Origin of the sequence: Aureimonas phyllosphaerae, assembly GCF_047943035.1 — a bacterium.
GTDB classification, from domain to species: Bacteria; Pseudomonadota; Alphaproteobacteria; order Rhizobiales; family Rhizobiaceae; genus Aureimonas; species Aureimonas phyllosphaerae.
On the sequence record NZ_CP181348.1, the window covers coordinates 806025 to 831616 of the forward strand.

Genomic DNA, 25592 nt, shown 5'->3' on the forward strand with positions numbered 1-25592 from the left:
CGGGCAGGAGCCGGTGTTCCGCGCTTATGCGATGCCGCGATAAAGGTCCGCAAGGGGCAGCGCCAGGCCGAAGCCCGCGAGCGCCACGCTCTCCTCGCGCCCAACGATCATCTCGGGCGAGCCGAACGCCCCATCCTCGCCCCGCGCCCAGAGCCAGACGCGGGGCTCGTCCTGCGACAGGACGAGATAGTGCCGAAGCGAGGGGAGGGCGGTGTAGTCGCGGACCTTCTCGCCGAAGTCGCGCGCCATGGACGAGGGCGACAGGATTTCAGCGACGAGGACCGGCGCGTGGGCGACGAGATCGTGCCCGTTGCCGCCCGTCTGGTCGACATAGACATCGGGAAAGCGGACCCCGTCGGGCGTGCGCACGCCGAAGTCTGCGGCGCCGACCTCGTAGCGGTCGGGATCGAGGCCGCGCGCGAGGAAGACCGTGAGCGCCGTCGTCAGCTTCGCGTGGTTGCGCGAGACGTTGATCATCATGTCGACCACCTTTCCGCGAACGAACTCACGCTTGCCGTCGAGCCCCTCGAAGGCCCGCAGGAAGTCGTCCGCGGTTCGGATGGTCGGCACCTGGATGTTCATGCGGTCAATCTAGTCCCGCGCGGGCACCCTGCAAAGGCTCGCCGGCTGACTCACGTGAAACATCAACCGCGCAGGCGCGCCAACGCCTCCGCCGGATCGATACGCCCGTCATAGAGGGCGCGGCCCGAGATGGCGCCTTCCAGAAGCGCGGCCTCAGGCGCGGCGAGGCGCTCGATGTCGGCCATGGAGGCAAGGCCCCCGGAGGCGATCACGGGAATGCGCACGGCCTTGGCGAGCGCGATGGTCGCGTCCCAGTTGATGCCGGCGAGGATGCCGTCGCGGTCGATGTCGGTGTAGATGATCGCCGAGACACCGGCGTCCTCGAAGCGGCGGGCCATGTCCTCGACGGTGAGCTCGGACGATTCGGCCCAGCCCTCGACCGCGACCTTGCCGCCCTTGGCATCGATGCCGACCGCGACCTTTCCCGGAAAGCGCCGGGCGGCCTCGCGCACCAGCGCGGGATCGCGCACGGCGACCGTGCCAAGGATGACGCGGGCAAGACCCGCGCCGAGCCAGCGCTCCACGTCGGCGAGCGTGCGGATACCGCCGCCGAGCTGCACCTTCATGTCCTCGCCCACCGCTGCCACGATCGCCTCGACCGCCGCGGCGTTCACCGCCCGGCCCTCGAAAGCGCCGTTGAGATCGACGACGTGGAGATGCGTAAAGCCTTGGGTCCGGAACGCCCGTGCCTGGTCGGCCGGATCGGCGTTGTAGACGGTCGCCTCCTCCATCAGCCCGAGCTTCAGGCGCACGCACGCGCCGTCCTTGAGGTCGATCGCGGGAAAGAGGATGGGCATCAGGGCTTCCAGCGCAGGAAGTTGGCGATCAGGGACAGACCGAGCGTCTGGCTCTTCTCGGGGTGGAACTGGGTGCCGGCCTTGTTGCCGCTGGCGACGATCGCCGTCACCGGGCCGCCGTAGTCGGCGGTCGCCAGCACCTCGTCGGGCCGGCGCGCCACCAGATGGTAGGAGTGGACGAAATAGGCGTGGAGGCCGGTCTCGCCGGTCTCGATACCGTGGAGGAGCGGGTGGGCGTGTTTCACGTGAATCGTGTTCCAGCCCATCTGCGGGATCTTCAGCGACGGATCGTTCGGCACGATCGGCTCGACGTCGCCGCCGATCCAGCCGAGCCCTTCCGTGATCGTCTTCTCCAGCCCGCGCTCGGCCATCAGCTGCATGCCGACGCAGATGCCGAGGAACGGGCGGCCGCGCTGCTCGACGCCCTCGCGCAGGGCCTCCAGAAGTCCCGGCGCCGCGTCGAGACCACGCCGGCAGTCGGCGAAGGCGCCGACGCCCGGCAGCACCAGACGGTCGGCGGCGCGGATCTTGGCCGGATCGTCGGTCACGAGAATGCGGCTGTCGTCGCCCGCCTCCCGCGCGGCGCGCTCGAAGGCCTTGGCGGCGGAGCGAAGGTTGCCCGAGCCGTAGTCGATGATGGCGACGCTCGGCATCGTCATGCGCTCCTGAGGTCGAACAGGGACTGGCCGGGGCGCAGCGGCGAGCGCGACCCGCCCGACCGATCGACCAGAGTTTCCTGCTGCGTCACATCGCTCGTTTCGCCTGCGAAATAAAGCAGCTCGGCGTCGATCGCATCCCGCGCCCACACTGCGCCGGCATCCCGCCATCCGAGCCGCATGAGCCGACGGGCCACCAGCGATGAACCCTCCAGCGCGACGCCGAGGCCGAGGAGGAGCGACAGGAGAGCTGCCGCCGGCAAGTCGTCGCCCGGCGCTGCCACCATCACGAGGATGTCGACGAGGAACACCGCGACGGCTGGCAGGTACAGGCAATGCCCGAGCAGCCAGAGGCTCGGGAGGACCACAGCGAAGGGCCGGAACCCGTCACGCAGGAACCGCGCGCCCTCCGTCCTCCCCTCGGCGCCCGGCGGCTCGAAGATGCGGTATCGCCTCACGCCAGCATGCCCTTGGTGGAGGGCACGAGGTCGGCCTGCCGCGGGTCGATCGACAGCGCCTCGCCGAGCACCCGCGCCACCGCCTTGAAGCAGGTCTCCGCGATGTGGTGCGAGTTGTCGCCGTAGAGCGTCTCGATGTGCAGCGTCAGGCCCGCGTTGATCGCGAAGGCCTGGAAGAACTCGCGCACCAGCTGCGTGTCGAACGTGCCGATCTTCTCGGTCGGAAACTCAGTCCGGAACACGAGGAACGGCCGGCCCGAGACGTCCACCGCCGCGCGCGTCAGGCACTCGTCCATGGCAAGATCCAGCGAGGCATAGCGCCGGATGCCCCGCCGCTCGCCCATGGCCTTGCGGATCGCCTGGCCGAGCGCGATCCCAACGTCCTCCACCGTGTGATGGTCGTCGATGTGATAGTCGCCCTTGGCCTCGGCGCGAATGTCGATCAGCGAATGGCGCGCGAGATGGTCCAGCATGTGGTCGAAGAAGCCGACGCCGGTCGCGACGTCCGCCCGGCCCTGGCCGTCCAGGTCGACGCGGACCCGGATCTGCGTCTCCTTCGTCGCCCGGTCCACCGACGCATCCCGCCGTCCCGCCGTCTCGCCCATCGCCCGTCCATCCTCGATCGTTCCGCCGCTTCATACAGAAGCGAGCGGGCGGAGCCAACCAACAGGCATGCGTGTGGAAGACGGGGGCGCTGCCCCCGGCCCCGCCAGGGGAAATGATTTCCCCTGGACCCCTCATCTGTTGAGATGCGTCCGAGATGAAAGAGGGCCAGCGGCCCTCTTTCATCTCGGAAAAGTCCCAGGAGAAAAGAAGGGTTCGGGAATTCCTTCCCGAGCGGGGATCGGGGCGGCAGCCCCGCCAGCCCATGCGCGGCGCCCTTGTTGGCACGGCCCCGGCGCTCCCATATGGGACGCGGAACGAACAAGGACGAAACGAGAATGATGGACCAGCACGACCCGGCGAAGATGTACGGGACGACGATCGTCACGGTGCGCAAGGGCGGCAAGGTGGTGGTGGCGGGCGACGGGCAGGTGTCGCTCGGCAACACGGTGATGAAGGGCAACGCCCGCAAGGTGCGACGCATCGGCAAGGAGGGCAAGGTCATTGCCGGCTTCGCGGGCGCGACGGCGGACGCGTTCACGCTTCTGGAACGGCTGGAGGCCAAGCTCGAGCAGTATCCCGACCAGCTGATGCGCGCTTGCGTGGAACTGGCCAAGGATTGGCGCACCGACCGGTATCTGCGCCGCTTGGAGGCGATGATGATCGTGGCCGACGCGCGGGTGACGCTGACGCTGACCGGCAACGGCGACGTCCTGGAGCCGGAGAACGGCGTGATCGCAATCGGCTCGGGCGGCAATTACGCGCTGGCGGCGGCCCGCGCGCTCGCCGAAACCGAGCTTTCGGCCGAGGAGATCGCGCGGCGCTCCATGCGCATCGCGGCGGAAATCTGCATCTACACCAACGAGAACGTCATCCTGGAAAGCCTCGACGCGGCCTGACGCTCCCGGCGGATAGGCGGGCCTCGACCACTGGCCCGCCGGGCGGCCCCGTTCCATCTTGGCAGGATGGACGCTGCCGCCCCGCCCCGCCTCGACCCCGATCCGCCGTCCGGGCGCTTCCAGCGCTTCCGGCGGCGGCTCGATTTCCTCTACCATGCCGACCACCCGACGGCGGTTCGCTTCCAGGGATGGATCGCGATCGTCGACCTCGTGGTCATCGCCTTCTTCGTGATGGCGCCGGTGCTGGAGGAGAAGCGCTACTTCCTCTGGCTCGACTATTCGCTGGCGGCGCTGCTGCTTCTCGACTTTTCGGCGCGCGCGCTGGCCGCACCGAGCCTCAAGGCCTGGGCGCGGCGGCCGGTGATCTGGGTGGACGCCCTAATCCTACTGACGCTCCTTCTGCCGGCGATGTTCTTCAACGTGGGCTTCCTGCGCATTCTGCGGCTCTGGACCCTGTCGCGCAAGGACGTCCTCTGGCGCCCCTTGCGCCGGCGCGGCTGGCAGAAGTGGGAGGAGGCGGGGCGGGCGGTGATCAACCTCCTGACCTGCCTGTTCCTGGCGACCGGGTTCATCTACACGGCCTTCGTGCGGGAGGGGTCGGGCATCGAAGGCTATATCGACGCCCTCTACTTCACCGTCGCGACGATGACGACCACGGGCTTTGGCGACGTGACGCTGCCGGGACCGGCGGGCAAGCTCACCTCCGTCGTGATCATGATCGTCGGCATCTCGCTTTTCGTGCGCCTCGCGCAGACCGTGTTCCGGCCCTACAAGGTGTTCTTCCGCTGCCCGGCCTGCGCGCTGGAGCGACACGAGCCGGATGCCGTCCATTGCAAGGCCTGCGGCCATATCCTGGCGATCCCGGATGCGGGCGGCGACTGACCGATCCGGCCGCGCGGTGCCGTGACCTTGGGGAAACGATCGTGCAACCTCCGGTCCTGACCGGCGTTGAGGGGCGGTTCTGGATGATAGAAGGATGAACGCGATGCGCCGACTGATCGCCCTTGCGGGCCTTGCCAGCCTGATCGCCGCGCCGGCCCTGGCGCAGACCACGACGACCATCATCACGCAGGAAGCGGTGCCGGCCGCGACCGTGGTCGCCGTTCCCGCGCCGGTGCGCACCTACGTGACGCAGCAGACCATCCCGTCGGTCACCTACGAACGCCAGATCGTCGTCGGCGAGCCGCTGCCCCAGGCTGTCGAGTATCACGTCATCCCCGACAATGACGGCTACGCCTACGCTGTCGTCAACAACCAGCGGGTGATCGTCGACCCGCAGACCCGCAGCGTGATCGAGGTCTACGACTGAGAATTCTCCAAAGATAACAATCGGCCTCTTGAAAGGGGACGAGGATCCACCCATCTCTCGGTCAGGCGGCGCGTCCCGGTTTCGGTCGAAGCGCCGCCCGAAGTCCGGCCTGTCGTCCGACCACGGATGTACTGGCGAGGTGTTGGGCCGGATCTCCATTTCGAAAGAATGGACGCGGAGCCGTCGGGAGATCCCCGGCGGCTTTTTCGTGTGCGCTCGGCTGTTGCCGCCGCGCGCTTGTGCACATATGCAACCTTTGCACGTTATCGTTCGATCTACAGGCGAATACTGACAAACAGGTCGGCAGCCCATGCAGCGTCATGACATGCCCCAGTCCGTCGACGGGTTCCTCGACATCCGCGCCATGCTGCGCCTGGTGCGACAGAACCTCGGACTGGACATCGCCTTCATCGGCGAGTTCGTCGGCGGACGGCGGGTGTTCCGCCATGTCGACGCCGATGCCCCCGTTCTCCTTCGGGAAGGGGACAGCGACCCGCTGGAGGAGACCTATTGCGGCGGGGTCGTCGCGGGCCGTCTGCCCGAACTCATGCCCGACACCGCGCGCGTAGCGGAGGCCGCGCGCCTGCCGGTCACGAGGACCCTGCCGATCGGCTCGCATCTCAGCGTGCCCATCCGCCTGTCCAACGGCATGGTCTACGGCACGTTCTGCTGCTTCGGCCACGCCCCGGACCACTCCCTGAACCAGCGCGACCTCGCCGTCATGCGCACCTTCGCCGGCCTCGTCGCGCAGCGGGTCGACCGCGACCTTCAGGCCGAGAGTCTTCTTGCGGCCAAGCGCGCGCGCATCCGCCGGCTTCTCGACGACGGCGGGCCGACGATCGTGTTCCAGCCGGTGTTCCTGATGGACGGGCTCGTTCCGGTCGGCGCGGAAGCGCTCTCGCGCTTTCCCGCAGATCCCCACCGTTCCGTGGAGACCTGGTTCACGGATGCGGCCGAAGTCGGGCTCCAGATCGAGATGGAGCACCGGGCGATCGCCAACGCGCTCGATGCCTATGCGCCGGTCTGGGCGCGCCACCGGGTGCAGCTCGGCCTCAACGCCTCGCCGGCCGCGATCCTCGCCCCCGGTTTCCTCGATCTTCTCGCCGGGACTCCGGCCGACCGGCTGGTCCTCGAGGTCACCGAACACGAGCGGATCGACGACTATGCCGATCTTCTCGCAGCCCTCGGCTGCTTGCGCGAGCGCGGCGTGCGCATCGCGATCGACGACGTGGGCGCGGGATATTCCTCGATGAGCCGCGTCGTGGCGATCCGCCCCGACATCATCAAGCTCGACCGCGAGATCGTGCGCGGCCTCGACACCGACCTGATGCGCCAGGCGCTGGCTCGCGCGCTCGTCGATTTCGCCGAGCGCTGCGGCTGCAAGGTCGTGGCCGAGGGCGTCGAGACGCCGGGGGAACTGGCCGTTCTCTCCGAACTGAAGGTTCAGGGCCTCCAGGGATATCTCCTCGGGCGTCCCGCGGGCGTCGATGCGATGGAGCGGGTTCTGGCTCAGGGCGCAAGGCGCTTCGAGGCGATGGCAGACGCCGGCTGACCCGCTCGTGCGCGGGTGATTGACAGCTCCCGGCAAGCAGTCGAAGACACGGGGGAGCAGCCGCAGGGTAGGCGACGGCGATGCCCGGGGTCTTTCGCGCGCCTGCCGTGATCCGCGAAGACCAGCGAGGCCTTTCCCCGTGACCCAGCGCCTGTCCGACGACACCCTGTCCACGATCCCGTCCGATGTCGCGCGGCCCCGCTTCGACCGGGGCGCCACGCGCATCGGGATCGTGCATCTCGGCCTCGGCGCCTTCCACCGGGCCCATCAGGCCGTGGCGACGCAGGCCGTGCTGGACGGTGGCGACCGTGCCTGGGGCATTGCCGGCGTGTCGCTGCGCTCGCCCGACACGCGCGACGCGCTCCAGCCGCAGGACGGGCTCTATACGGTCGCGGTGCGCTCAGGGGGCGGTGACCGTTTCGAGGTCGTCGGCGCGATCCTGCGCCAGCTCGTGGCGCCGGAGGACCCGGAGGCGGTGCTCGCCCTGATGGCGACGCCCGACACGCGCATCGTCTCGCTGACCGTGACGGAGAAGGGCTACTGCCACCACCCGGCGACGGGCGCGCTCGACGAGGCCCATCCCGACATCGTGCACGACCTTGCCCACCCGCACGCGCCCCGCTCGGCGCCCGGCTTCCTGGTCGAGGCGCTGCGCCGGCGGCGCGAGGCGGGTCTGCCGCCCTTCACGGTCCTCTCCTGCGACAACCTTCCGGCCAATGGCGAGACGGCGCGGCGCGTGGTCTCGGCCTTTGCCGAGCTGCGGGGGGCCGCCCTCGGCAGCTTCGTCGCGCGCGAGGTGCCGTTCCCCTCGACCATGGTGGACCGGATCGTGCCTGCCACCACCGATGCCGACCGGGCGCTGGTGGCGGAGCGGCTCGGGGTCGAGGACGCCTGGCCGGTGATGACCGAGCCCTTCTCGCAATGGGTGATCGAGGATCATTTCGCCGACGGCCGGCCGGACTGGACGCTCGGGGGTGCACGCTTCGTCGCCGACGTCGAGCCCTTCGAACTGATGAAGCTGCGCCTTCTCAACGGTTCGCACTCGACACTCGCCTATCTCGGCTATCTCGCCGGCCACGAGACCGTGTCGCAGGCGATGGCCGACGCGCCCTTTGCAGCGCTTCTCGCCGCGATGATGGAGAGGGAAATCGCGCCGACGCTGCCGCCGCTCTTCGGCTTCGATCTCACCGCCTACCGCGCCGAGCTCCTCCAGCGCTTCCGCAATCCGGCCCTGCGGCATCGCACCTGGCAGATCGCCATGGACGGCTCGCAGAAGGTGCCGCAGCGCCTGCTCGGCACGATCCGCGACCGGCTAAAGGCGGGCGAGCCGTTCGAACGGCTGGCGCTCGGCCTTGCCGGCTGGATCCGCTATGCCGGCGGGCGCGACGAGCGGGGCGGGGCGATCGACGTGCGCGATCCGATGGCCGCGCGCCTGAAGGGCTTGAGCGAAGAGGCGGGCGACGACCCGGCGCGTCTCGCCGACGCCTTCCTGTCACTCCACGAGGTCTTCGGCGACGACCTGCCGGCCGACCCGCGCTTCCGCCGCGCGCTGGAAGGCGCGCTGGAACGGCTGATCACGGTCGGCGCGGCGAAGGCGGTCGCCGAGCGCGGCTGAAGCGATCAGACCGAGCGCATCAGGCCGCCGTCGACGCGGACGTTCTGGCCGGTGATGTAGCCGGCCCCGTCCGAGGCGAGGAAGGCGATGGTGGCGGCGATTTCTGCCATCGTCCCGTAGCGGCCCATCGGCACACTCTGCCGGCGCTCCTCCGTGCCCGGCAGGCTGTCGATCCAGCCGGGCAGGACGTTGTTCATGCGCACGTTCCGGGGCGCGTGCGCGTCGGCGAAGAGCTTGGTGAAGGCGGCGAGACCCGCGCGGAACACGGCCGAGGTCGGAAACAGGGGGCTCGGCTCGAAGGCCCAGGCCGTCGACACGTTGACGATCGCCCCGCCGCCGTTCGCCGCCATGATCGGCGCGACGAGGCGCGACGGGCGCACGACGTTGAGGAAGTAGGTGTCGAGGCCGCGATGCCAGTCCTCGTCGGTGATGTCGAGGATGGCCGCGCGCGGCCCGTGGCCGGCGCTGTTGACGAGGACGTCGATCCGCCCCCAGCGCTCCATCGCGCCGTCGACGAGACGCCCGAGGTCGTCCGCCGACTGGTTCGAGCCGGTGACGCCGAAGCCGCCCAGCGCTTGCGCCAGCGCCTCGCCCTTGCCGGACGAGGACAGGACCGCGACCCGGCATCCGTCCTCGGCAAGCCGCCGCGCCGCCGCCGCGCCCATGCCGCTGCCGCCCGCCGTCACCAGCGCCACCCTGTCCGCCATGGTCCTGTCCTTGTCCTTGGTCCACGCGCCGATCGTCGCACGCCCGCCGCCCCATCCTGGCATGGGCCGGCGCGCCGGCGGAAGAGGCGTTGCCGGCCGGCGCGCCGCGCCATGCGTTCGCGCACACGCGCAAATGCGTTGCGCGGGCCTGAGGGCTTGGCTAGTCAAGGAAGGGCGGTCCCGTCCGGCCGCCGAGCGACCCATGAGCCGATGAGTTTTCCGATGCGTCAGACGTCCGATCGGACCTCGTCCGGCAATGCCGAACTCGACCATATCCTGAACGGCGGCCTGCCGACGGGGCGGCTCTACCTCGTGGAAGGGGCGCCCGGCTCCGGCAAGACGACGCTCGCCATGCGCTTCCTGATCGACGGGGCGGAGCGGGGCGAGCGCTGCCTCTACGTCACCCTGTCGGAGACGCGCGAGGAGCTTCTCGCGGTCGCGGCCTCGCACGGGTTCGACCTGTCGGCGATCGACATCTTCGAATTGTCGTCGGCGGAAGCCGTGCTCGGCGAGGGCCGCGAGCAGTCGATCCTCCATTCCTTCGAGGTCGAGCTCGGCGGCATGATCCAGCTGATCCAGGACGAGGTGGAGCGCGTGCGCCCGCACCGCGTCGTCTTCGACAGCCTGTCGGAAATGCGGCTCCTCGCGCAGGACCCCTTGCGCTACCGCCGACAGGTCCTGCTCCTGAAGCAGTTCTTCGCCCCGCGCGGGGCGACCGTCATCCTGATCGACGACCTGACGGCGGGCGATGCCGGGCGGCGGGACACGCACCTGCACAGCCTGTGCCACGGCGTCCTGACGCTGGAGCGCCTGACGCTCGAGTTCGGCGCCGCGCGCCGCCGCCTCCAGGTGCAGAAGCTGCGCGGCGTCGACTTCATCGCGGGCTTTCACGACTTCACGATCCGCCGCGGCGGTCTCTCGGTGTTTCCGCGCCTCATCGCCGCGCAGCATCACACGCCCTTCCTCGGCGATCCCATGGCAAGCGGCATCGCCGAGCTCGACGCGCTGCTCTACGGCGGACCGCTTCGCGGCACGAGCACGCTGATCACCGGCCCGGCCGGCACCGGCAAGACGACGCTCGCCCTCCAGTATGTCGAAGCCGCCTGCCGGCGCGGCGAGCCGGCCACGATCTACGAGTTCGACGAGCGCATCGGCACGATGATGGTGCGCGCGACGGCCATGGGGCTCGATCTCCAGCCGCATCTCGACAGCGGGCTCCTGCGCATCGTGCAGGTCGATCCGGCCGAGATCTCGCCCGGAGAGTTCGCCTTCGGCGTCCGGCGGGAGGTCGAGGCGCGCGGCTGCCGCCTTCTCGTGATCGACAGCCTCAACGGCTATCTCGCCGCCATGCCCCAGGAGCAGCAGCTGATCCTTCAGATCCACGAGCTCCTGTCCTACCTCAACCAGAAGGGCGTCGGCACCTTCCTGATCAACCCGCAGCACGGGCTGGTCGGCACCATGTCGACGGGCACGCTCAACATCTCCTACGTCGCCGACACGGTGATCCTGATCCGCTTCTTCGAGGCGGAGGGGCGGTTCCGCAAGGCGATCTCGATCCTCAAGAACCGCAGCGGGCCGCACGAGGAGGCGATCCGCGAGCTTCGCATCGACGCCGGTGGCATCCGCGTCGGCGCGCCGCTCGTGCAGTTCCGCGGCATCCTGACCGGAACGCCGGAATATTCCGGCGAGGTCGGTCCGCTGATGGAAGAGCGGACGCGTGCATAGGCGGGCGGCGCAAGGCTTTGAAGTGCTGATCTGCGCCCCCTTCGGGCGCGACGCCGAAAGCATGCGCGAACTCCTGGCGCAGGAGCAGTACCGGGCGACCGTCTGCGCCGATCTGACGACCCTGAGCGAGCGGGTGACCGGCGAGGCGGGCGAGAGCGTGGGCCTGATCCTCGTCACGCAGGAAGCGCTCGAGCCCGGCTTCGACACCTTGGCCGCGGCGCTCCGCACCCAGCCCGACTGGTCCGACATCCCGATCATGGTGCTGGCGGCGCGGCGCACGGGGCGCTCCGACGCGATCGTCGGCCTGCGCCATCGCCTGCCCGAGACCGTCACCAACGTGATGATCCTGGAGCGGCCGCTCGGCATCGAGTCGCTCGTCAGCTCCATCGCCTCCTCGATGCGCGCGCGCCAGAAGCAGTTCGAGATGCGCGACCGGCTGCGCGAGCTGACCGCCAGCCGCGAGGCGCTGGCCGCGTCCGAGCGCGAGCTGCGGCTCGTCACCGACTCGCTGCCGGTCCTCATCGCCTTCGTCGACCGCGATCTCGTCTACCGCTTCGCCAACCGTGCCTACGAGGACTGGTTCGGCACCCGCGCGGACACGGTGATCGGGCGCACCATCCCCGAAGTCCTCGGACCGGACACGTTCGAAACGCGGCGCGAGGCCGTGCGCCGGGCGCTTGCCGGCGAGCCGGCGCTCTTCGAGGCGCAGCTCGCCATGCCGGGCCGCGCCGATCGCCTGTCGGAAATCCGCTACCTGCCGCGCCGCGACGCGGCAGGCCGGGTCGACGGGTTCCACATCTTCGTGCTCGACGTGACGGCGCAGAAGCGCATGGAGAACGAGCTGCGCGAGGCGGCCGCCTCGCTGGAGGCGCGTGTTGCCGAGCGCACCGAGGCCCTGCGCGACGAGATGGCCCGGCGCGAGGGGGCGGAGGAGGCGCTGCGCCAGTCGCAGAAGATGGAGGCGATCGGCCAGCTGACGGGCGGCATCGCCCACGACTTCAACAACATGCTGGCGGGCGTCATCGGCTCGCTCGACCTGATGCGCCGGCGGATCGACACCGGCGACATGGAGGCGCTGGAGCGCTACCGCAGCAACGCCATGCAGGCCGCCCAGCGCGCCGCGACCCTGACTGCACGCCTCCTCGCCTTCGGTCGCCGCCAGTCGCTCGACCTGAAAGCGCTCGACCTCAACACCGTCGTCGAGGGCATGGAGGATCTCCTGCGCCGCACGCTCGGCGAAAACATCGAGATCGAGACGCGCCTCTGCCCCGAGCCGCTCGTTGCGCGCACCGACGTCAGCCAGCTCGAGAACTCGCTCCTGAACCTTGCGATCAACGCGCGCGACGCCATGCCGGACGGCGGGCGCCTGACGATCACGGCGCGCCGCGCGACGGACGCGGAAACGCGGGCCGCCGCGCGCCCCGGCCCCTTCGCGGCGCTCGAGGTCGCCGACACGGGCTCGGGCATGTCGCCGGAAACGCTCGCCAAGGCCTTCGAGCCCTTCTTCACCACCAAGCCGCTCGGCCAGGGCACCGGCCTCGGCCTGTCGCAGATCTACGGCTTCGCCCGGCAGTCCGGCGGCCATGTCGCGATCGACAGCCGCGAGGGCGAAGGCACCTCGATCCGCCTTCTCCTGCCCGCAGAGGCCGGGACGGTGGCGGTGGAAAGCGCGGTCGCGACCGGCGAGGCGCCGGCGGGCGAGGGGGAGACCGTCCTCGTGGTGGAGGACGAGGGTCTGGTGCGCATGCTGATCGTCGACGTTCTCGGCGACCTCGGCTACCAGCCGCTGGAGGCGGTCGATGCCGCGATGGCGCTGCCGATGCTGGAATCGTCCGCGCGCATCGACCTTCTCGTCACCGATGTCGGCCTGCCCGGCATGAACGGGCGGCAGCTGGCCGAGATCGCGCGCCGCCTGCGGCCCGAGCTGAAGATCCTGTTCGTGACCGGCTACGCGGAATCGGCCTCGGTGCGCGGCGAGTTCCTCGGCGAGAACATGGATCTCATCGCCAAGCCCTTCGAATACGAGGCGCTGGGCGCCAAGGTGCGCGAGATGATTCTGGGGCGGCCCGCCGGCTGACCGGCCGCCCGGAGGGGATCAGCAGTTGGCGGCGATGCCCTGCGTGTCGTTGGCCGCGCGTGCCGTCTGGCAGGCTGCATCGCGCGTCAGGTTGTTGAGGCCCTGCTTGGCGGCGTCGATCGCCTGGCCCGTCGCCTGCTGGGCGCGCTCGAGCGCCGGAGCGGCCGCATCGCGCGCCTCCTGCGCCGCGGCGCCGATCGCCTGGCCGGTCTCGCGGCCCGCCTGCCCGATCGCGTCCGCGGCTTCCTGCGCCTCAGTGCGCGCCGTGCCGGCAGGCGTCGTTGTCGTGGTGGTGGTCGTTGTCGTCGCCGGCGCGGTGGCGGCCGGCGTCGAGGGCGCATCGTCGCCGCAGGCGGCCAGCGCCAGCGTCGCGGCGAGGGCGAAGGGCGTCAGCTTGTTCATTCGTTCCGATCCTTTGTCGAAGCCGTAAGTCACGGCGTCCCCTTGCGCGGCAAGGTGCGGCGGCCGGCCCCGCTTTCAAGAGCCGACTACTTGCGGACCGGGCGACGACCAGCGAAATGGTCGACGCGGAAATGTCGTGTGAAGACAATGTGTTAAGAGGCGATCGCTCGAATGCGGCGCCGCGTGCTCTCGAAATGTTCACCATCCGTCCACCTTCGCCGCGTAAGGCTTGCGCAAACGCCGTCAGCCGAGGGAGCCGCGTCATGACCCAGCGCAAGCCGCGTTCGCGCAAGGGCGCCAAACCGCGCGCCCCCGCCGGGCGCCGGGTCGGTCCGGTGTGGTGGGGGCTCGGCATCCTGGCGGTCGGCTGGATCGCCTTCGACGCCAACCGCGCGGTCGTCGAGCGACATGTGCCGCAGGTCGCCGCGTTGGAGCGGATGCTGACCGGAGCCAACGCGCCGGCCACCGCCCATCGCGACGCCGCGCCGAGGCGTCCCGCCGTAACGCCGGCTGCCGTCGACCGGCCGCGCTCGGCCGAGCCGCGCGCCCCCGAGGCTCGTCAGGCGGCGCTCCGTCCGCCCGCCGCCAACCCGCTGCCGCCGCGCGCGGCCGTGCCGGACGCGCGTCCGGTGTCCACCGCCGCCGCGCCCGCGCCGGCCCCTGCCGCCCGGACCCCCGTCGCCGTGCCCGCGAAGGTCGAGCGTGCGGCGCCTGCCGGCGACGGGCGGTTCGTCACCCGCTCGCCGACGCCGCTCCGCCGTAGCCCCTCAGCCGGTGCGCCCGCCTGGATGGTGCTGGATGCCGGCCGGCCGCTGCGCGTCACCCGCCGCGAGGGCGGCTTTGCCCGCGTGGAGTCGGGCATCTTCACGGGCTGGGTCGAGGCCGCCGTGGTGCCCGAGGCTGTCACGCCGTCCGCCGCGCCGGCACCGCTGCGCGCCACGACCATGCCGACGCTGGCCGCGGCCGACGCGCGCCGCGGCGGACCGGTTCCCGCCGCAAGCGTTCCCGGCCGTTGACCAAGCCTGGATCTCTTCGGCCGGCAGCGGCTTGAGGCATCAGACAGCCAGCGATGCGGCATCGCGGCAACGGCATTGCAGCAGAATGTTTCAAAAGGCGGCAGTCGATCCCGCCGAACCGATCATCATTCTTCAACGAGTTTCACTCACGATTTCGGCATTCCGACGTCGTGGACGCGTTGTGGTCTCTTGTAGCCAAGGCGTCCGGTCCCAACCCCCGTGAGGCGCCCTGCCGATGAAGATGACGATGAGCCACATCAGGATCGGCACGCGGATCGTCATCGTGGCGGCGATCCCGACGCTGGCGCTTCTCGGCATGGCGGTGAAGACCAACCTGTCGACGATGCGGGCGGCGTTCGAGGCCGGGATGGTGGCGGACCTGTCGGGCACGGCCGCGACCATCGGCTCGGTGATGCACGAGGTGCAGAAGGAGCGCGCGACCGCCACCGGCTTCACGGCGGCCAAGGGCAAGGGCGAGTTCGCCGGGCTTCTCGACCAGCAGCGCACAGTGGTGGACGCGGCGGTCGCTCGCTTCCGGGCGCTGGACCTTGCCGCGCCCGAGGCGCCGGGCGACGCGGTCCTCAAGGATCTCGCGCGCGACGCGCAGACCCGTCTCGATGCGATCGCCCCGATCCGCGAGGGCGTCTCGGCGCTGAAGGCCAAGCCCGCCGACGTCGCGGCCACGTTCGGGCAGGCGGTCGACAGCCTGATCGCAGTGGTCGGATCGATGAACCGGCTGACCACCAACAGCGAGATCTCGGACCGCATCCTCGCCTACACCTCGCTGTTGCAGGCCAAGGAGGGGGCGGGCCGCGAGCGCACCGCCGGCGTCACGGCATTTACGGCGGGCGGCTTCACGCCCGATCTCTACCGCGACTTCGTCGGCGAGGCGGCCGCGCAGACCGCCCGCTTCTCCAGCTTCCGGGACCGCGCGACGCCGGGCGCCCGGCAGGCGCTCGACGCCATGCTCAAGAGCCCCGTCGGCAAGCGCGTCGACGGCATGCGCACGACCGGTCTCCAGGGTCCCTTCGGCGGAACGATCTCGTTCGTGACCGGCAAGGATTGGTACGACGCGAGTTCGGCCCGCATCGACGCCCTGAAGGATATCCAGGATGCCGTGAGCGCGGACCTCGGCGCCTTCGCCACCACGACGGCCGCGACCGAGAAGCAGGCGCTCGTCCTGTCGCTGGGTCTGACGGCGGGCCTTCTCCTGCTCGTCGCGCTGATGGTCGCCTCGGTGACGCGCTCGATCACGCGGCCCGTCGGGCGCCTCGTGCGCATCATGCGGGACCTTGCGGGCGGGCAGGCCGACACGGCCCTCGATGTCGCGCCGGACCGCAGCGAGATCGGCGACATGGTGCGCTGCGTCACCGTGTTCCGCGACAACGCCGTCGAGCGGCTGCGGCTGGAGGGCGAGATCGACGCCAACCGCTCGCTTTCGGAGCGCGAGCGGCTGGAGCGCGATCGCGCCCGGACTGAGGAGGCGGCCGAGATCGCGCTCGCGATGGAGAGCCTTGCGGCGGGCCTCGGGGCCATTGCGGACGGCAAGCTCACCCATCGCATCGACACCGCGTTCGCGCCGCGCCTTGAGCCGATCCGCCTCGATTTCAATGGCGCGATCGCGCGGCTGGAGGAGACGCTGATGGACGTGCGCACCAACGCGCAGGCCATCGCCAACGGCTCGGGCGAGATCGCGGCGGCCGCGGGCGACCTGTCGCAGCGCACCGAGCAGCAGGCGGCCAACCTCGAACAGACCGTGGCCGCGCTCGGAGAGGTGACGCGCGGCATCAACTTGGCCGCCGCCGATGCCGGGAAGGCGCAGGGGTCTGCGTCGCAGGCGCTGCGAAGTGCCGAGCGGGGCGGCGAGATCGTCGCCCGAGCCGTCTCCGCGATGAGCGAGATCGAGGCCTCGTCCCAGCGCATCGGCTCGATCATCGGCGTGATCGACGAGATCGCCTTCCAGACCAATCTCCTCGCCCTGAACGCGGGCGTCGAGGCCGCGCGCGCCGGCGAAGCGGGCCGGGGCTTTGCGGTGGTGGCGCAGGAGGTGCGCGGTCTCGCGCAGCGCTCGGCGGAGGCCGCCAAGGAGATCAAGACCCTGATCGCGCTGTCCCGAACCCAGGTCGAGGCGGGTGTCGATCTCGTCACCGCCTCGGGGCGCAGCCTCGAGGACATCGTCTCGCAGGTCGGCGACGTCACGCGCACGGTGGAGGGTATCGCGCGCGCGGCGCGCGAGCAGGCCGCCTCCTTGAAGGAGGTGTCGATCGCCGCCGACCAGATGGACAAGGTGACCCAGCAGAACGCCGCGATGGTGGAGGAGACCACCGCCGCGACGCAGAACCTGATGCGCGAGACCGACGATCTCGCCGGGCTCGTCGACCGGTTCGAGACGCGGCGGAGCGCCGGCGGCCCGGCGACCCACGCCGCGGTTCAGGCGATGCCCCGCCGGCGCGCCGCCTGACGCGTCAGCGCTCCGACAGGGTCTTCATCACGAGAAACGTCGCCGACGCCCGGTTCTCGACGCCGAGCTTGGCGAAGACTACTTCCAAATGCTTGTTCACCGTGCGCGGGGAGAGCGACAGGATCTCGGCGATGTCGCGGTTGGACTTGCCGCGCGACAGCCAGACGAGGACGTCGGCCTCGCGCGCGGTAAGCTGGAAGCGGTCGCGCAAGGTCGCTTCCTCGGCGGACGCGTCTTCGACGGCGAGGCGGAAGAGGTGTTCGCCGTCGCTCATCCGGCCGACGAAATTGAGCGTCGTGCGCCGGTCGGGATCGGAGGGCAGCGGCCAGCCGCCGGCCGGCACGCGCGCCGGCTCGGCGCCCGCCGCCAGCCATTCGTGCGCGGCCGAGGGCAGGGCGGCCTCGCCGGCTCCGGCGCCCAGAAGCCGTCCCGCCTGCGGCGTCGCCCACAGGATGCGGCCTGCCCCGTCGGCGGCGAACAGGAAGCGGCCCGTCGTGTCGAGCGCGGCGCGTGCGCTCTGCGCCGAGCGAGCATTGCCGAGATGGACGCGGATGCGGGCGAGGAGCTCGTCCGGCACGATCGGCTTCACCACGTAGTCGACGCCGCCGGCCTCCAACCCGCGTACGACGTGCTCGGTCTCGCCGAGCCCCGTCATGAAGATCACCGGCACGTGCCGCAGCGCCGGGTCGGCCTTGAGGCGGCGCGTCGTCTCGAACCCGTCGATGCCCGGCATCATCGCGTCCATCAGGACGATGTCGGGCGTGATCTCGGCGGCGATGCCGAGCGCCTGCACGCCATCCAGCGCGACGAGGACGCTCGCCCCCGTCGCCTCGATCGCGTCGGTCAGGAGCCGCAGCGTGTCGGGCGAATCGTCGACCACGAGGACGATGTGGCTTTCCGCGCCCGGTCCCGCCGCCTCACGCATCGCCGGCCTCGTCGAGGATGGCGGCAAAGCGCGCCCAGTCGAAGTCACGGGCGGGCCGGCGCAGACGCGCGACCACCTCGCGATGGGCCGGGTCCTCTTCCAGGGCCGCGAGCTTGCGCTCGATGCCCTTGGCGAAGCCGATCCGACCGAGGCGGCGCAGTTCGTCCCGGTCGGCGTCGGGAAGAAGGGCCGGCGGCCGGCCCGGAGCCGAGGCCTCGACGGGGGGCGCCTCGTCGCGCGTCCAGTCGAGCGTGAGCGCGCGGCCGATCGCCGACAGGAGCGCCCGGAGATCGACGGGCTTGGTGAGCGCGCCGGCGACGCCCGGATCGTCCTCGGCCTCGAGCCCGGGCGCGGGGGTTTCGGCGAGCGTCGCCGACACCATCAGGATCGCGCCGTCCTGGGCCTGCGCCCGCAGGCGGCGGGCGAGCGCCCAGCCGTCCATGCCGGGCATCTGGATGTCGAGGAGGAAGAGGTCGGGACGGATCTCCGACACGAGCCGCAGCGCGGTCGGCCCGTCGGCGGCGGTCAGCACGATGAAGCCGAGCGGGCGCAGAAGCTCCACCATCAGGTCGCGATGCGCCTCGTCGTCGTCGGCGACGAGGATGGTGCGGCGCGGGCCGGCGTATCCGCGCACCGGTGCGTCGGGCTCGGGCGCTTGCGCCCCGCCCTTGGAGGCGGGGCGCGGCGGGGCGGCCGAGAGCATGACGCGCACGGCGAACCGGCTGCCCTCGCCGGGGCGGCTTTCCATGGTCACGTCGCCGCCCATGAGGCTGGCGAGGAGGCGCGTGATGGTGAGGCCGAGGCCGAGGCCGGGCAGCTTGCCCCGGGCGGCGCTGCCCCGCTCGAAGGGCTCGAAGATGCGCGCCGCTTCCCCGTCCGCGATGCCGGGCCCCGTGTCGGTCACCGACAGGATCGCCACCTGGCTGCGATAGGCGATCTCGAAGGTCACGGATCCCTTCTCGGTATACTTCACCGCGTTGGACAGGAGGTTGATCAGGATCTGGCGCAGGCGCTTCTCGTCCGTGCGCACGATGTCGGGCAGATGGGCGGGCCTCACGAAGCGGAAGGCGAGGCCCTTGGCCTCGGCCTGCAGGCGGATCATGTCGACGATCTGGGCGAGGAAGTCGTCGAGGCGCACGTCCGAGCGCTGCAGCGTCAGGCGCCCCGTCTCGATGCGCGAGATGTCGAGGATGCCGTCGATGAGGCCCGACAGGTGCTCGGCCGAGCGGCGGATGGTGCGGATGCCGCCCGCCTTCTCGCGCGGGATGGCGGCGTCCGCCTCGAGGAGCTGGGCGTAGCCGAGGACGGCGTTGAGCGGCGTCCTCAGCTCGTGGCTCATGCCCACGACATAGCGGCTCTTCGCAAGGCTCGCCGCTTCCGCCCGCTCCTTGGCGCTCTGGAGCGCGGCGTCGGTGCGCTTGTGGGCCGCGATCTCCTTCAGGAGGAGGCTCGTCTGCCGGGCCGATTCCTCCTGCGCGACGCGCCGCGATTCCTGGGCCAGCACGAAGAACCAGGTGGCGATGCCCGACACGATCAGGAGGATGAAGAAGGCGGCCCAAAGGGCGGCGGCGATGGTGTCCGTGTCCTGCGGGCTCGCCAGCGCCGCCTGGTAGTAGATCAGGCCGAGCACCAGCGACAGCACGCCGGCCAGGAGCGAGAAGCCGCCGAGATAGCGCCCGGTCCGGGAATCGACGCGCGCGAGGAGGCGCTTGGGCAGCGTCGCCCCGGCCAGTTCGGCGGCCTGCGCGGCAAAGCGCGCATGCGGCTTGCACAGGTCGTGGCAGCGCGCGTCGAGCGAGCAGCAGAGCGAGCAGATCGGGGCGGCATAGGCTGGGCAGTAGGCCATGTCCTCGGGCTCGAACGGATGCTCGCAGACGCGGCAGGCGATCACCTTGCGCGTCGCCCATTCGGCCCGGCCCCGGCGCGCGAGATAGAAGCGCCCGCCCGTGCCCCAGGCGATCAGCGGGGCGGCGAGGAGGGCGGTGCCGAGCGCCACGAAGGCCGACAGGGCCGCCGCCGTTTCGCCGAAGGCGCCGGCGAAGGCCAGCATCGACAGGAGCGTCGCCAGCCCCATCGAGCCGAGCCCGACGGGGTTGAGGTCGTAGAGATGGGCGCGCTTGAACTCGATGCCGGGCGGCGACAGGCCGAGCGGCTTGTTGATCGCAAGGTCCGCCACGATCGCCCCGAGCCAGGCCACCGCGACATTGGCGAAAAGGCCGAAGGTCGCTTCCAGCGCGCGGTAGATGCCGAGCTCCATCAGGAGAAGCGCGATCGCCACGTTGAACACCAGCCAGACGACGCGGCCGGGATGGGAATGGGTCAGGCGGGAAAAGAAGTTCGACCAGGCGAGCGAGCCCGCATAAGCGTTCATCACGTTGATCTTGAGCTGGCTGACGACGACGAAGCCGGCGGTCAGCAGCAGGACGGCGGTCTCGTTCGGCACGACGAAGCCGAAGGCCGCCTCGTACATGTAGGCGGGCTCGGCCGCGTGTTCGGGCGACACGCCCGAGCGCAGCGCGAGGACCGCGAGGAACGAGCCGAACAGGAGCTTGGGCGCCCCCAGCACGATCCATCCGGGCCCGGCGGCGAAGAGCGACAGCCACCAGTTCCAGCCTCTCGCCTGCCCGTTGCCCGGCAGGAAGCGCAGGATGTCCACCTGCTCGCCGATCTGCGGCATCAGCGCCAGGATCACGGCCGCCGCCGCGCCGAACTTCAGGAGGTCGAACCCGTCCGGGCCCGTCGCTTCCAGGCCCGGAAAGGCCATCCAGGCCTCCACCGAGCCCCAGTCCTGCGCGAGGATGAAGCCGACGGGCAGGAGGTTCAGCCCGATCCAGAGCGGCTGCGTCCAGAGCTGGAAGCGGCTGATCCAGGTGACGCCGTGGGTGACGAGCGGGATCACCACCACGGCCGAGACGATGTAGCCGATCCACAGCGGCATGCCGAAGGCGAGCTCCAGCGCCGCCGTCATGATCGACGCTTCCACCGCGAAGAGGATGAAGGTGAAGCTCGCATAGATCAGCGAGGTGATGGTGGAGCCGATGTAGCCGAAGCCGGCGCCGCGGGTGAGAAGGTCGATGTCGACGCCGTGGCGCGCGGCATAGACGCTGATCGGAATGCCGGTGACGAAGAGGATCACGGTCGCCGCGAGGATCGCGGCCACCGCGTTGGCGAAGCCGAAGGACAGGGTGATCGCCCCGCCCACCGCTTCCAGCGCCAGGAAGGAGATCGCGCCGATCGCGGTCTGGGACACGCGCGCGGCCGTCCAGCGCCGGGCGCTCTTGGCCGTGAAGCGCAGCGCGTAGTCTTCCAGCGTCTGGTTGGCGACCCAGCGGTTGTATTCGCGCCGGACGGGAAGGATGCGCTGGCGGCCGTTCATTCCGATCCCGGTCGGTTGGCGAGTCCTGCGATCCTATGCGCAGCCGCGCGCCTCCCGTCTACGTCATTTGACGTATGTCCCCGTTCGCCCGGCCGTCCGATGGTCCCCGACATGCGGCGGGGGCGCCGCGAATCCATCTTGAGGGACCAACCCATGCGAGTTTCGACGAAGGCCGGCTGGCTCTTGAGCGCCTATGCCGCCACCACGTTCGCGGCGGGCCTTGCCGCCCATGCGCAGGAAGACACGATCAAGGTCGGCATCCTTCATTCGCTGTCGGGCACGATGGCGATCTCGGAGACGACCCTGAAGGACGCCATGCTCATGCTCATCGACGAGCAGAACAAGAAGGGCGGCCTCCTCGGCAAGAAGCTGGAAGCGGTGGTCGTCGACCCGGCGTCCGACTGGCCGCTCTTCGCCGAGCGCGCCCGCGGCCTCATCGCGCAGGACAAGGTCGCGGCCGTGTTCGGCTGCTGGACGAGCGTGTCGCGCAAGTCCGTGCTGCCGGTCTTCAAGGAGCTGAACTCGATCCTGTTCTACCCCGTCCAGTACGAGGGCGAGGAGTCCGAGCGCAACGTGTTCTACACCGGCGCCGCGCCCAACCAGCAGGCGATCCCCGCCGTCGACTACCTCATGAACGAGGGCGTCGAGCGCTGGGTGCTCGAAGGCACCGACTACGTGTATCCCCGCACCACCAACAAGATCCTCGAAGCCTATCTGAAGTCCAAGGGCGTCGCGGCCGAGGACATCAAGGTCAACTACACGCCCTTCGGCTTCTCCGACTGGCAGACCGAGGTGTCGCAGATCAAGGAGTTCGGCGGCGCCGGCAAGAAGACGGCCGTCGTTTCCACCGTCAACGGCGACGCCAACGTGCCCTTCTACAAGGAGCTCGCCAACCAGGGCGTGTCGGCCTCCGACATTCCGGTCGTCGCCTTCTCGGTCGGCGAGGAGGAACTTGCCGGCATCGATACCAAGCCGCTGGTCGGCCATCTCGCGGCCTGGAACTACTTCCAGTCGGTCGACACGCCGGAGAACGAAGAGTTCATCACGAAGTGGCGTGAATTCACCAAGGACGACAAGCGGGTGACGAACGACCCGATGGAGGCCCACTACATCGGCTTCAACATGTGGGTGAAGGCCGTCGAGGCCGCCGGCACCACCGACACCGACAAGGTGATCGACGCGATGGTCGGCGTCTCCGTGCCGAACCTCACCGGCGGCTTCTCCTCGATGGGCGCCAACCACCACATCACCAAGCCCGTCCTGATCGGCGAGATCCAGGAAGACGGCCAGTTCGAGGTGGTGAACGAGACGGCGGGCCTCGTGCTCGGCGACGAGTGGTCCGACTACCTGCCGGAGTCGAAGCCGCTGATCGCCGACTGGCGCGCCCCGATGTCCTGCGGAAACTTCAACACCGAGACCGGCAAGTGCGGCGGTGCCGGAGCTGCGGCCTCCAACTGACCGCGCGGGGAGGGGCCGTCCCGGCGGCCCCTCCCGATCCTCGCCCCGCCAGCCCGGCGGGGCGCTCGTCCTTCGATCTTCCGCGGGCGTCGGTCCTACCTCGGCGAACGCGCGACCCCGGTCTGGAGTGGACCCATGCCCGATTGGCTTCGCCGGCTCGTCTCCCTGCGCCCGGCCCTTCTCGTCGTCGCCTTCGCCGCGGCCCTGGTGCTCCTGCCGTCCTCCCAGGCTTTCGCGCAAGGCGGCAATCCCGCCTCGCTCGTCCAGGCCTTCGGCGGCAAGAAGAGCTTCGAGGATACCGAAGCGACGATCCGCGCGCTGGCCGCCACCGGCGATCCCGCGGTCGCCCCGGCGCTGCAGGCGCTCGCCGACGGCAACCTCTACTATGAGAAGGACGGGGGCCGCGTCGTGATCGGCGAGGGGCGCGGCGCGTCGCTGGCTGCGCGCGATCCCCTCACCGGTGAGGCGCTCGGGGAACGGCCCAAGGCGGCGCTGGAAAAGGTCCGCGTCAAGAACTCCATCCGCACGCTGGTCGCCGAGGCGATGGGGGCGCTGACGCTCGGCTCGGCCGATCCGGCCGCGCGCCTTGCCTCCGCGACCGCCCTCTTCGAGCGCGCCTCGCCCGACCAGATCGACATGCTGGACGCGGCGATCGCGCGCGAGGACGACGCCCGCGTCGACGCGGCGCTGGCCGAAGCACGCGCCGGCGCGGTCCTCAAGTCCGACCGCCCGGCCCCTGAGCGCGTCGCGGCCATGGCGACGCTCGGGGCGCGCGGCGACCGTGCGGCGTTCAACATGCTGCGCTCGGCGGCCGGCGACGCCGATCCGACGGTGGCCGCCGCCGCGCAGAAGGGCGCGGCTGCGGTGGAGGGCACGATCGCGCTCTGGGGCCATGCGCAGACCGTCTGGTACGGGCTGTCGCTCGGCTCCGTCCTGCTTCTCGCCGCGATCGGCCTTGCCATCACCTTCGGCGTCATGGGCGTCATCAACATGGCGCATGGCGAGATGGTGATGCTCGGCGCCTACACGACCTTCGTGGTGCAGCAGGCGATGCGCGACCACGCGCCGGAATGGCTCGACTGGTCGCTCGCCGTCGCCCTGCCGCTCGCCTTCCTCGTCTCCGGCCTCGTCGGCCTCGTCATGGAGCGCGGCATCATCCGCTTCCTCTACGGGCGCCCGCTGGAGACGCTGCTCGCGACCTTCGGCGTGTCGCTAATTCTCCAGCAGGCAATCCGCATGATCTTCGGGCCGACCAACCGCGAGGTGTCGAACCCGTCCTGGATGTCCGGCTCCTTCGACATCGGCCAGATGGCCGTCACCTGGAACCGGCTCTGGATCATCGTCTTCGCGCTCGCCGTCTTCGCCGCGCTGCTCTTCGTCCTCAACCGGACTTCGGCGGGACTCAAGATGCGCGCCGTCACGCAGAACCGGCGCATGGCGGCCGCGATGGGCATCCGCACGCCGATGGTGGACGCGCTGACCTTCGCGCTGGGGTCGGGCATCGCCGGCATGGCGGGCGTCGCGCTCTCCCAGGTCGACAACGTCTCGCCGGACCTCGGTCAGGGCTACATCATCGACAGTTTCATGGTCGTCGTCTTCGGCGGGGTCGGAAACCTCTGGGGCACGCTCGTCGGCGCCTTCTCGCTCGGGATCGTCAACAAGCTCCTCGAGCCCTATGCGGGCGCCGTTCTCGGCAAGATCGTGGTGCTCGTCCTCATCATCCTCTTCATCCAGAAACGGCCGCGCGGCCTCTTCGCCCTCAAGGGAAGGTTCGTGGACGCATGATCACCGCACGGTTTCTCGGCCCCCGCGCCGTCTGGCTGGCGCTCGCCCTCCTAGGTCTCGCCGTCCTCGTCCCGGTGCTGAATCTCGCGCTGGAGCCGACTCATCCGCTCCACGTGCCCGACCATCTCGTGCCGCTTTTCGGCAAGTATCTCGCCTATGCGCTCCTCGCCCTCAGCCTCGATCTCGTTTGGGGCTATGTCGGCATCCTGTCGCTCGGCCACGGCGCCTTCTTCGCGCTCGGCGCGTATGCGATGGGCATGTACCTGATGCGCCAGATCGGCGCGCGCGGCGTCTACGGCAACCCGGACCTGCCGGACTTCATGGTGTTCCTGAACTACCGGGAGCTGCCCTGGTTCTGGTACGGCTTCGACCAGTTCTGGTTCGCCGCGCTGATGGTGGTTCTGGTGCCGGGGCTCCTCGCCTTCCTGTTCGGCTACTTCGCCTTCCGCTCCCGCGTCACCGGCGTCTATCTCTCGATCATCACGCAGGCGCTGACCTACGCGCTGCTTCTCGCCTTCTTCCGCAACGACATGGGGTTCGGTGGCAACAACGGCCTCACCGACTTCAAGGAGATTCTCGGGGCCCCGCTTCAGGCCGCCGCGACGCGCGCCGGGCTGTTCGCCGCCACCGCGCTGGCGCTCGCCGCCGGCGTTCTCGTGGTGGCGGCCGTCACGCGCTCCAAGCTCGGGGCGCTGATGGTGGCGGTGCGCGATGCGGAAGGGCGGACGCGGTTCCTCGGCTGGCGCGCTGAACACGTGAAGCTCTTCGCCTTCACGCTCTCGGCCATGATGGCGGGTGTCGCCGGTGCCCTCTACGTGCCGCAGGTCGGCATCGTGAACCCCGGCGAGTTCGCGCCGCTCAACTCGATCGAGGTCGTCGTGTGGACGGCGGTCGGCGGGCGCGCGACGATCCTCGGGCCGGTCATCGGTGCCGTCCTCGTCAACGGCGGCAAGAGTTACTTCACCGCGGCCGCGCCCGACGCCTGGCTCTTCATCCTCGGCGGGCTCTTTGTCTTCGTGACGCTCTTCCTGCCGCGCGGCATCGTCGGCACCTTCGATCATGGCTGGCGCGCGCTCCGGGAGCGCCGCCAGGCCGCCCGCGCCGAGAAGGGTGTCGCGACCGGCCCGACCGACGCCGCCGCCAACCCCGCGGAGTGACGACGATGCTGCAAAATACCATGCCCGCCCGC

The 25592-nt window shown here is 70.2% G+C and carries 21 protein-coding genes; 12 read left to right on the forward strand and 9 right to left on the reverse strand.

The window, feature by feature from the left end; translation table 11 throughout:
• Positions 1 to 24 precede the first annotated feature (24 nt).
• From ACLNGM_RS03680 to hisB, 5 genes are all read right to left on the reverse strand, one after another.
• A complete protein-coding gene (locus tag ACLNGM_RS03680) occupies positions 25 to 582 on the reverse strand; it encodes a Uma2 family endonuclease (protein ID WP_416357237.1) in 558 nt (185 codons plus the stop codon).
• A 62-nt stretch (positions 583 to 644) separates the two neighbouring features.
• The gene (gene hisA / locus ACLNGM_RS03685) at positions 645 to 1379 is read right to left on the reverse strand and encodes a 1-(5-phosphoribosyl)-5-[(5-phosphoribosylamino)methylideneamino]imidazole-4-carboxamide isomerase (protein WP_416357238.1); all 735 of its coding nucleotides are present in this window, start codon (positions 1377 to 1379) and stop codon (positions 645 to 647) included.
• On the reverse strand, positions 1379 to 2038 hold the full coding sequence (gene hisH / locus ACLNGM_RS03690) for an imidazole glycerol phosphate synthase subunit HisH (protein ID WP_416357239.1): 660 nt from the start codon (positions 2036 to 2038) through the stop codon (positions 1379 to 1381). Before hisH ends, hisA begins: the two co-directional genes overlap by 1 nt.
• The gene (locus ACLNGM_RS03695) at positions 2035 to 2493 is read right to left on the reverse strand and encodes a DUF2628 domain-containing protein (protein ID WP_416357240.1); all 459 of its coding nucleotides are present in this window, start codon (positions 2491 to 2493) and stop codon (positions 2035 to 2037) included. The genes hisH and ACLNGM_RS03695 overlap by 4 nt, the downstream gene beginning before the upstream one ends.
• The gene (hisB, locus tag ACLNGM_RS03700) at positions 2490 to 3098 is read right to left on the reverse strand and encodes an imidazoleglycerol-phosphate dehydratase HisB (RefSeq protein WP_294643098.1); all 609 of its coding nucleotides are present in this window, start codon (positions 3096 to 3098) and stop codon (positions 2490 to 2492) included. Before hisB ends, ACLNGM_RS03695 begins: the two co-directional genes overlap by 4 nt.
• Positions 3099 to 3437: 339 nt before the next feature.
• Here hisB and hslV point away from each other — a divergent pair, with 339 nt between their 5' ends.
• From hslV to ACLNGM_RS03725, 5 genes are all read left to right on the forward strand, one after another.
• The gene (hslV, locus tag ACLNGM_RS03705) at positions 3438 to 3995 is read left to right on the forward strand and encodes an ATP-dependent protease subunit HslV (protein ID WP_416358381.1); all 558 of its coding nucleotides are present in this window, start codon (positions 3438 to 3440) and stop codon (positions 3993 to 3995) included.
• Between the two features lie 66 nt (positions 3996 to 4061).
• Positions 4062 to 4877: a potassium channel family protein gene (locus tag ACLNGM_RS03710; RefSeq protein WP_090965050.1), complete on the forward strand. Its 816-nt coding sequence runs from the start codon at positions 4062 to 4064 to the stop codon at positions 4875 to 4877.
• Positions 4878 to 4980: 103 nt separating this feature from the next.
• Entirely contained in the window at positions 4981 to 5304 is a 324-nt protein-coding gene (locus ACLNGM_RS03715) for a DUF1236 domain-containing protein (RefSeq protein ID WP_416357241.1), read from the forward strand.
• A gap of 310 nt (positions 5305 to 5614) precedes the next feature.
• Positions 5615 to 6856, forward strand: coding sequence for an EAL domain-containing protein (locus ACLNGM_RS03720; protein ID WP_416357242.1), 1242 nt, complete (start codon positions 5615 to 5617; stop codon positions 6854 to 6856).
• A gap of 139 nt (positions 6857 to 6995) precedes the next feature.
• On the forward strand, positions 6996 to 8471 hold the full coding sequence (locus tag ACLNGM_RS03725) for a mannitol dehydrogenase family protein (protein WP_416357243.1): 1476 nt from the start codon (positions 6996 to 6998) through the stop codon (positions 8469 to 8471).
• A 5-nt stretch (positions 8472 to 8476) separates the two neighbouring features.
• Here ACLNGM_RS03725 and ACLNGM_RS03730 read toward each other — a convergent pair whose 3' ends face one another.
• Positions 8477 to 9178 (reverse strand): SDR family oxidoreductase, encoded by a 702-nt coding sequence (locus ACLNGM_RS03730; protein ID WP_416357244.1) that lies wholly within the window; start codon positions 9176 to 9178, stop codon positions 8477 to 8479.
• A 222-nt stretch (positions 9179 to 9400) separates the two neighbouring features.
• On the opposite strand from ACLNGM_RS03730, the gene ACLNGM_RS03735 reads away from it, so the two are divergent.
• Both ACLNGM_RS03735 and ACLNGM_RS03740 read left to right on the forward strand, forming a co-directional pair.
• A complete protein-coding gene (locus ACLNGM_RS03735; RefSeq protein ID WP_416357245.1) occupies positions 9401 to 10903 on the forward strand; it encodes an ATPase domain-containing protein in 1503 nt (500 codons plus the stop codon).
• Positions 10896 to 12980, forward strand: a complete 2085-nt coding sequence (locus ACLNGM_RS03740) for a PAS domain-containing protein (protein WP_416357246.1) — start codon at positions 10896 to 10898, stop codon at positions 12978 to 12980. The genes ACLNGM_RS03735 and ACLNGM_RS03740 overlap by 8 nt, the downstream gene beginning before the upstream one ends.
• Positions 12981 to 12998: 18 nt before the next feature.
• On the opposite strand, the gene ACLNGM_RS03745 is transcribed toward ACLNGM_RS03740, so the two are convergent.
• Positions 12999 to 13382: a hypothetical protein gene (locus ACLNGM_RS03745; RefSeq protein WP_090965041.1), complete on the reverse strand. Its 384-nt coding sequence runs from the start codon at positions 13380 to 13382 to the stop codon at positions 12999 to 13001.
• 263 nt (positions 13383 to 13645) lie between these two features.
• Between ACLNGM_RS03745 and ACLNGM_RS03750 the strand changes: the two genes are divergently transcribed.
• A complete protein-coding gene (locus ACLNGM_RS03750; protein ID WP_416357247.1) occupies positions 13646 to 14398 on the forward strand; it encodes an SH3 domain-containing protein in 753 nt (250 codons plus the stop codon).
• A gap of 247 nt (positions 14399 to 14645) precedes the next feature.
• Positions 14646 to 16859, forward strand: a complete 2214-nt coding sequence (locus tag ACLNGM_RS03755) for a nitrate- and nitrite sensing domain-containing protein (protein ID WP_416357248.1) — start codon at positions 14646 to 14648, stop codon at positions 16857 to 16859.
• Between the two features lie 4 nt (positions 16860 to 16863).
• Here the strand turns inward: ACLNGM_RS03755 and ACLNGM_RS03760 are convergent, their stop codons facing one another.
• Both ACLNGM_RS03760 and ACLNGM_RS03765 read right to left on the reverse strand, forming a co-directional pair.
• The gene (locus tag ACLNGM_RS03760) at positions 16864 to 17784 is read right to left on the reverse strand and encodes a response regulator (protein WP_416357249.1); all 921 of its coding nucleotides are present in this window, start codon (positions 17782 to 17784) and stop codon (positions 16864 to 16866) included.
• A complete protein-coding gene (locus tag ACLNGM_RS03765) occupies positions 17777 to 21160 on the reverse strand; it encodes an ATP-binding protein (RefSeq protein ID WP_416357250.1) in 3384 nt (1127 codons plus the stop codon). Before ACLNGM_RS03765 ends, ACLNGM_RS03760 begins: the two co-directional genes overlap by 8 nt.
• A 153-nt stretch (positions 21161 to 21313) precedes the next feature.
• On the opposite strand from ACLNGM_RS03765, the gene urtA reads away from it, so the two are divergent.
• The 3 genes from urtA to urtC all read left to right on the forward strand — a co-directional run bounded on the left by urtA (position 21314) and on the right by urtC (position 25560).
• Positions 21314 to 22618, forward strand: a complete 1305-nt coding sequence (gene urtA, locus ACLNGM_RS03770; RefSeq protein ID WP_416357251.1) for an urea ABC transporter substrate-binding protein — start codon at positions 21314 to 21316, stop codon at positions 22616 to 22618.
• A 135-nt stretch (positions 22619 to 22753) separates the two neighbouring features.
• Positions 22754 to 24403 (forward strand): urea ABC transporter permease subunit UrtB, encoded by a 1650-nt coding sequence (urtB, locus tag ACLNGM_RS03775; RefSeq protein WP_416357252.1) that lies wholly within the window; start codon positions 22754 to 22756, stop codon positions 24401 to 24403.
• Complete coding sequence (gene urtC / locus ACLNGM_RS03780) at positions 24400 to 25560, forward strand: urea ABC transporter permease subunit UrtC (RefSeq protein ID WP_416357253.1); 1161 nt, start codon at positions 24400 to 24402, stop codon at positions 25558 to 25560. Before urtB ends, urtC begins: the two co-directional genes overlap by 4 nt.
• Positions 25561 to 25592: the final 32 nt, after the last annotated feature.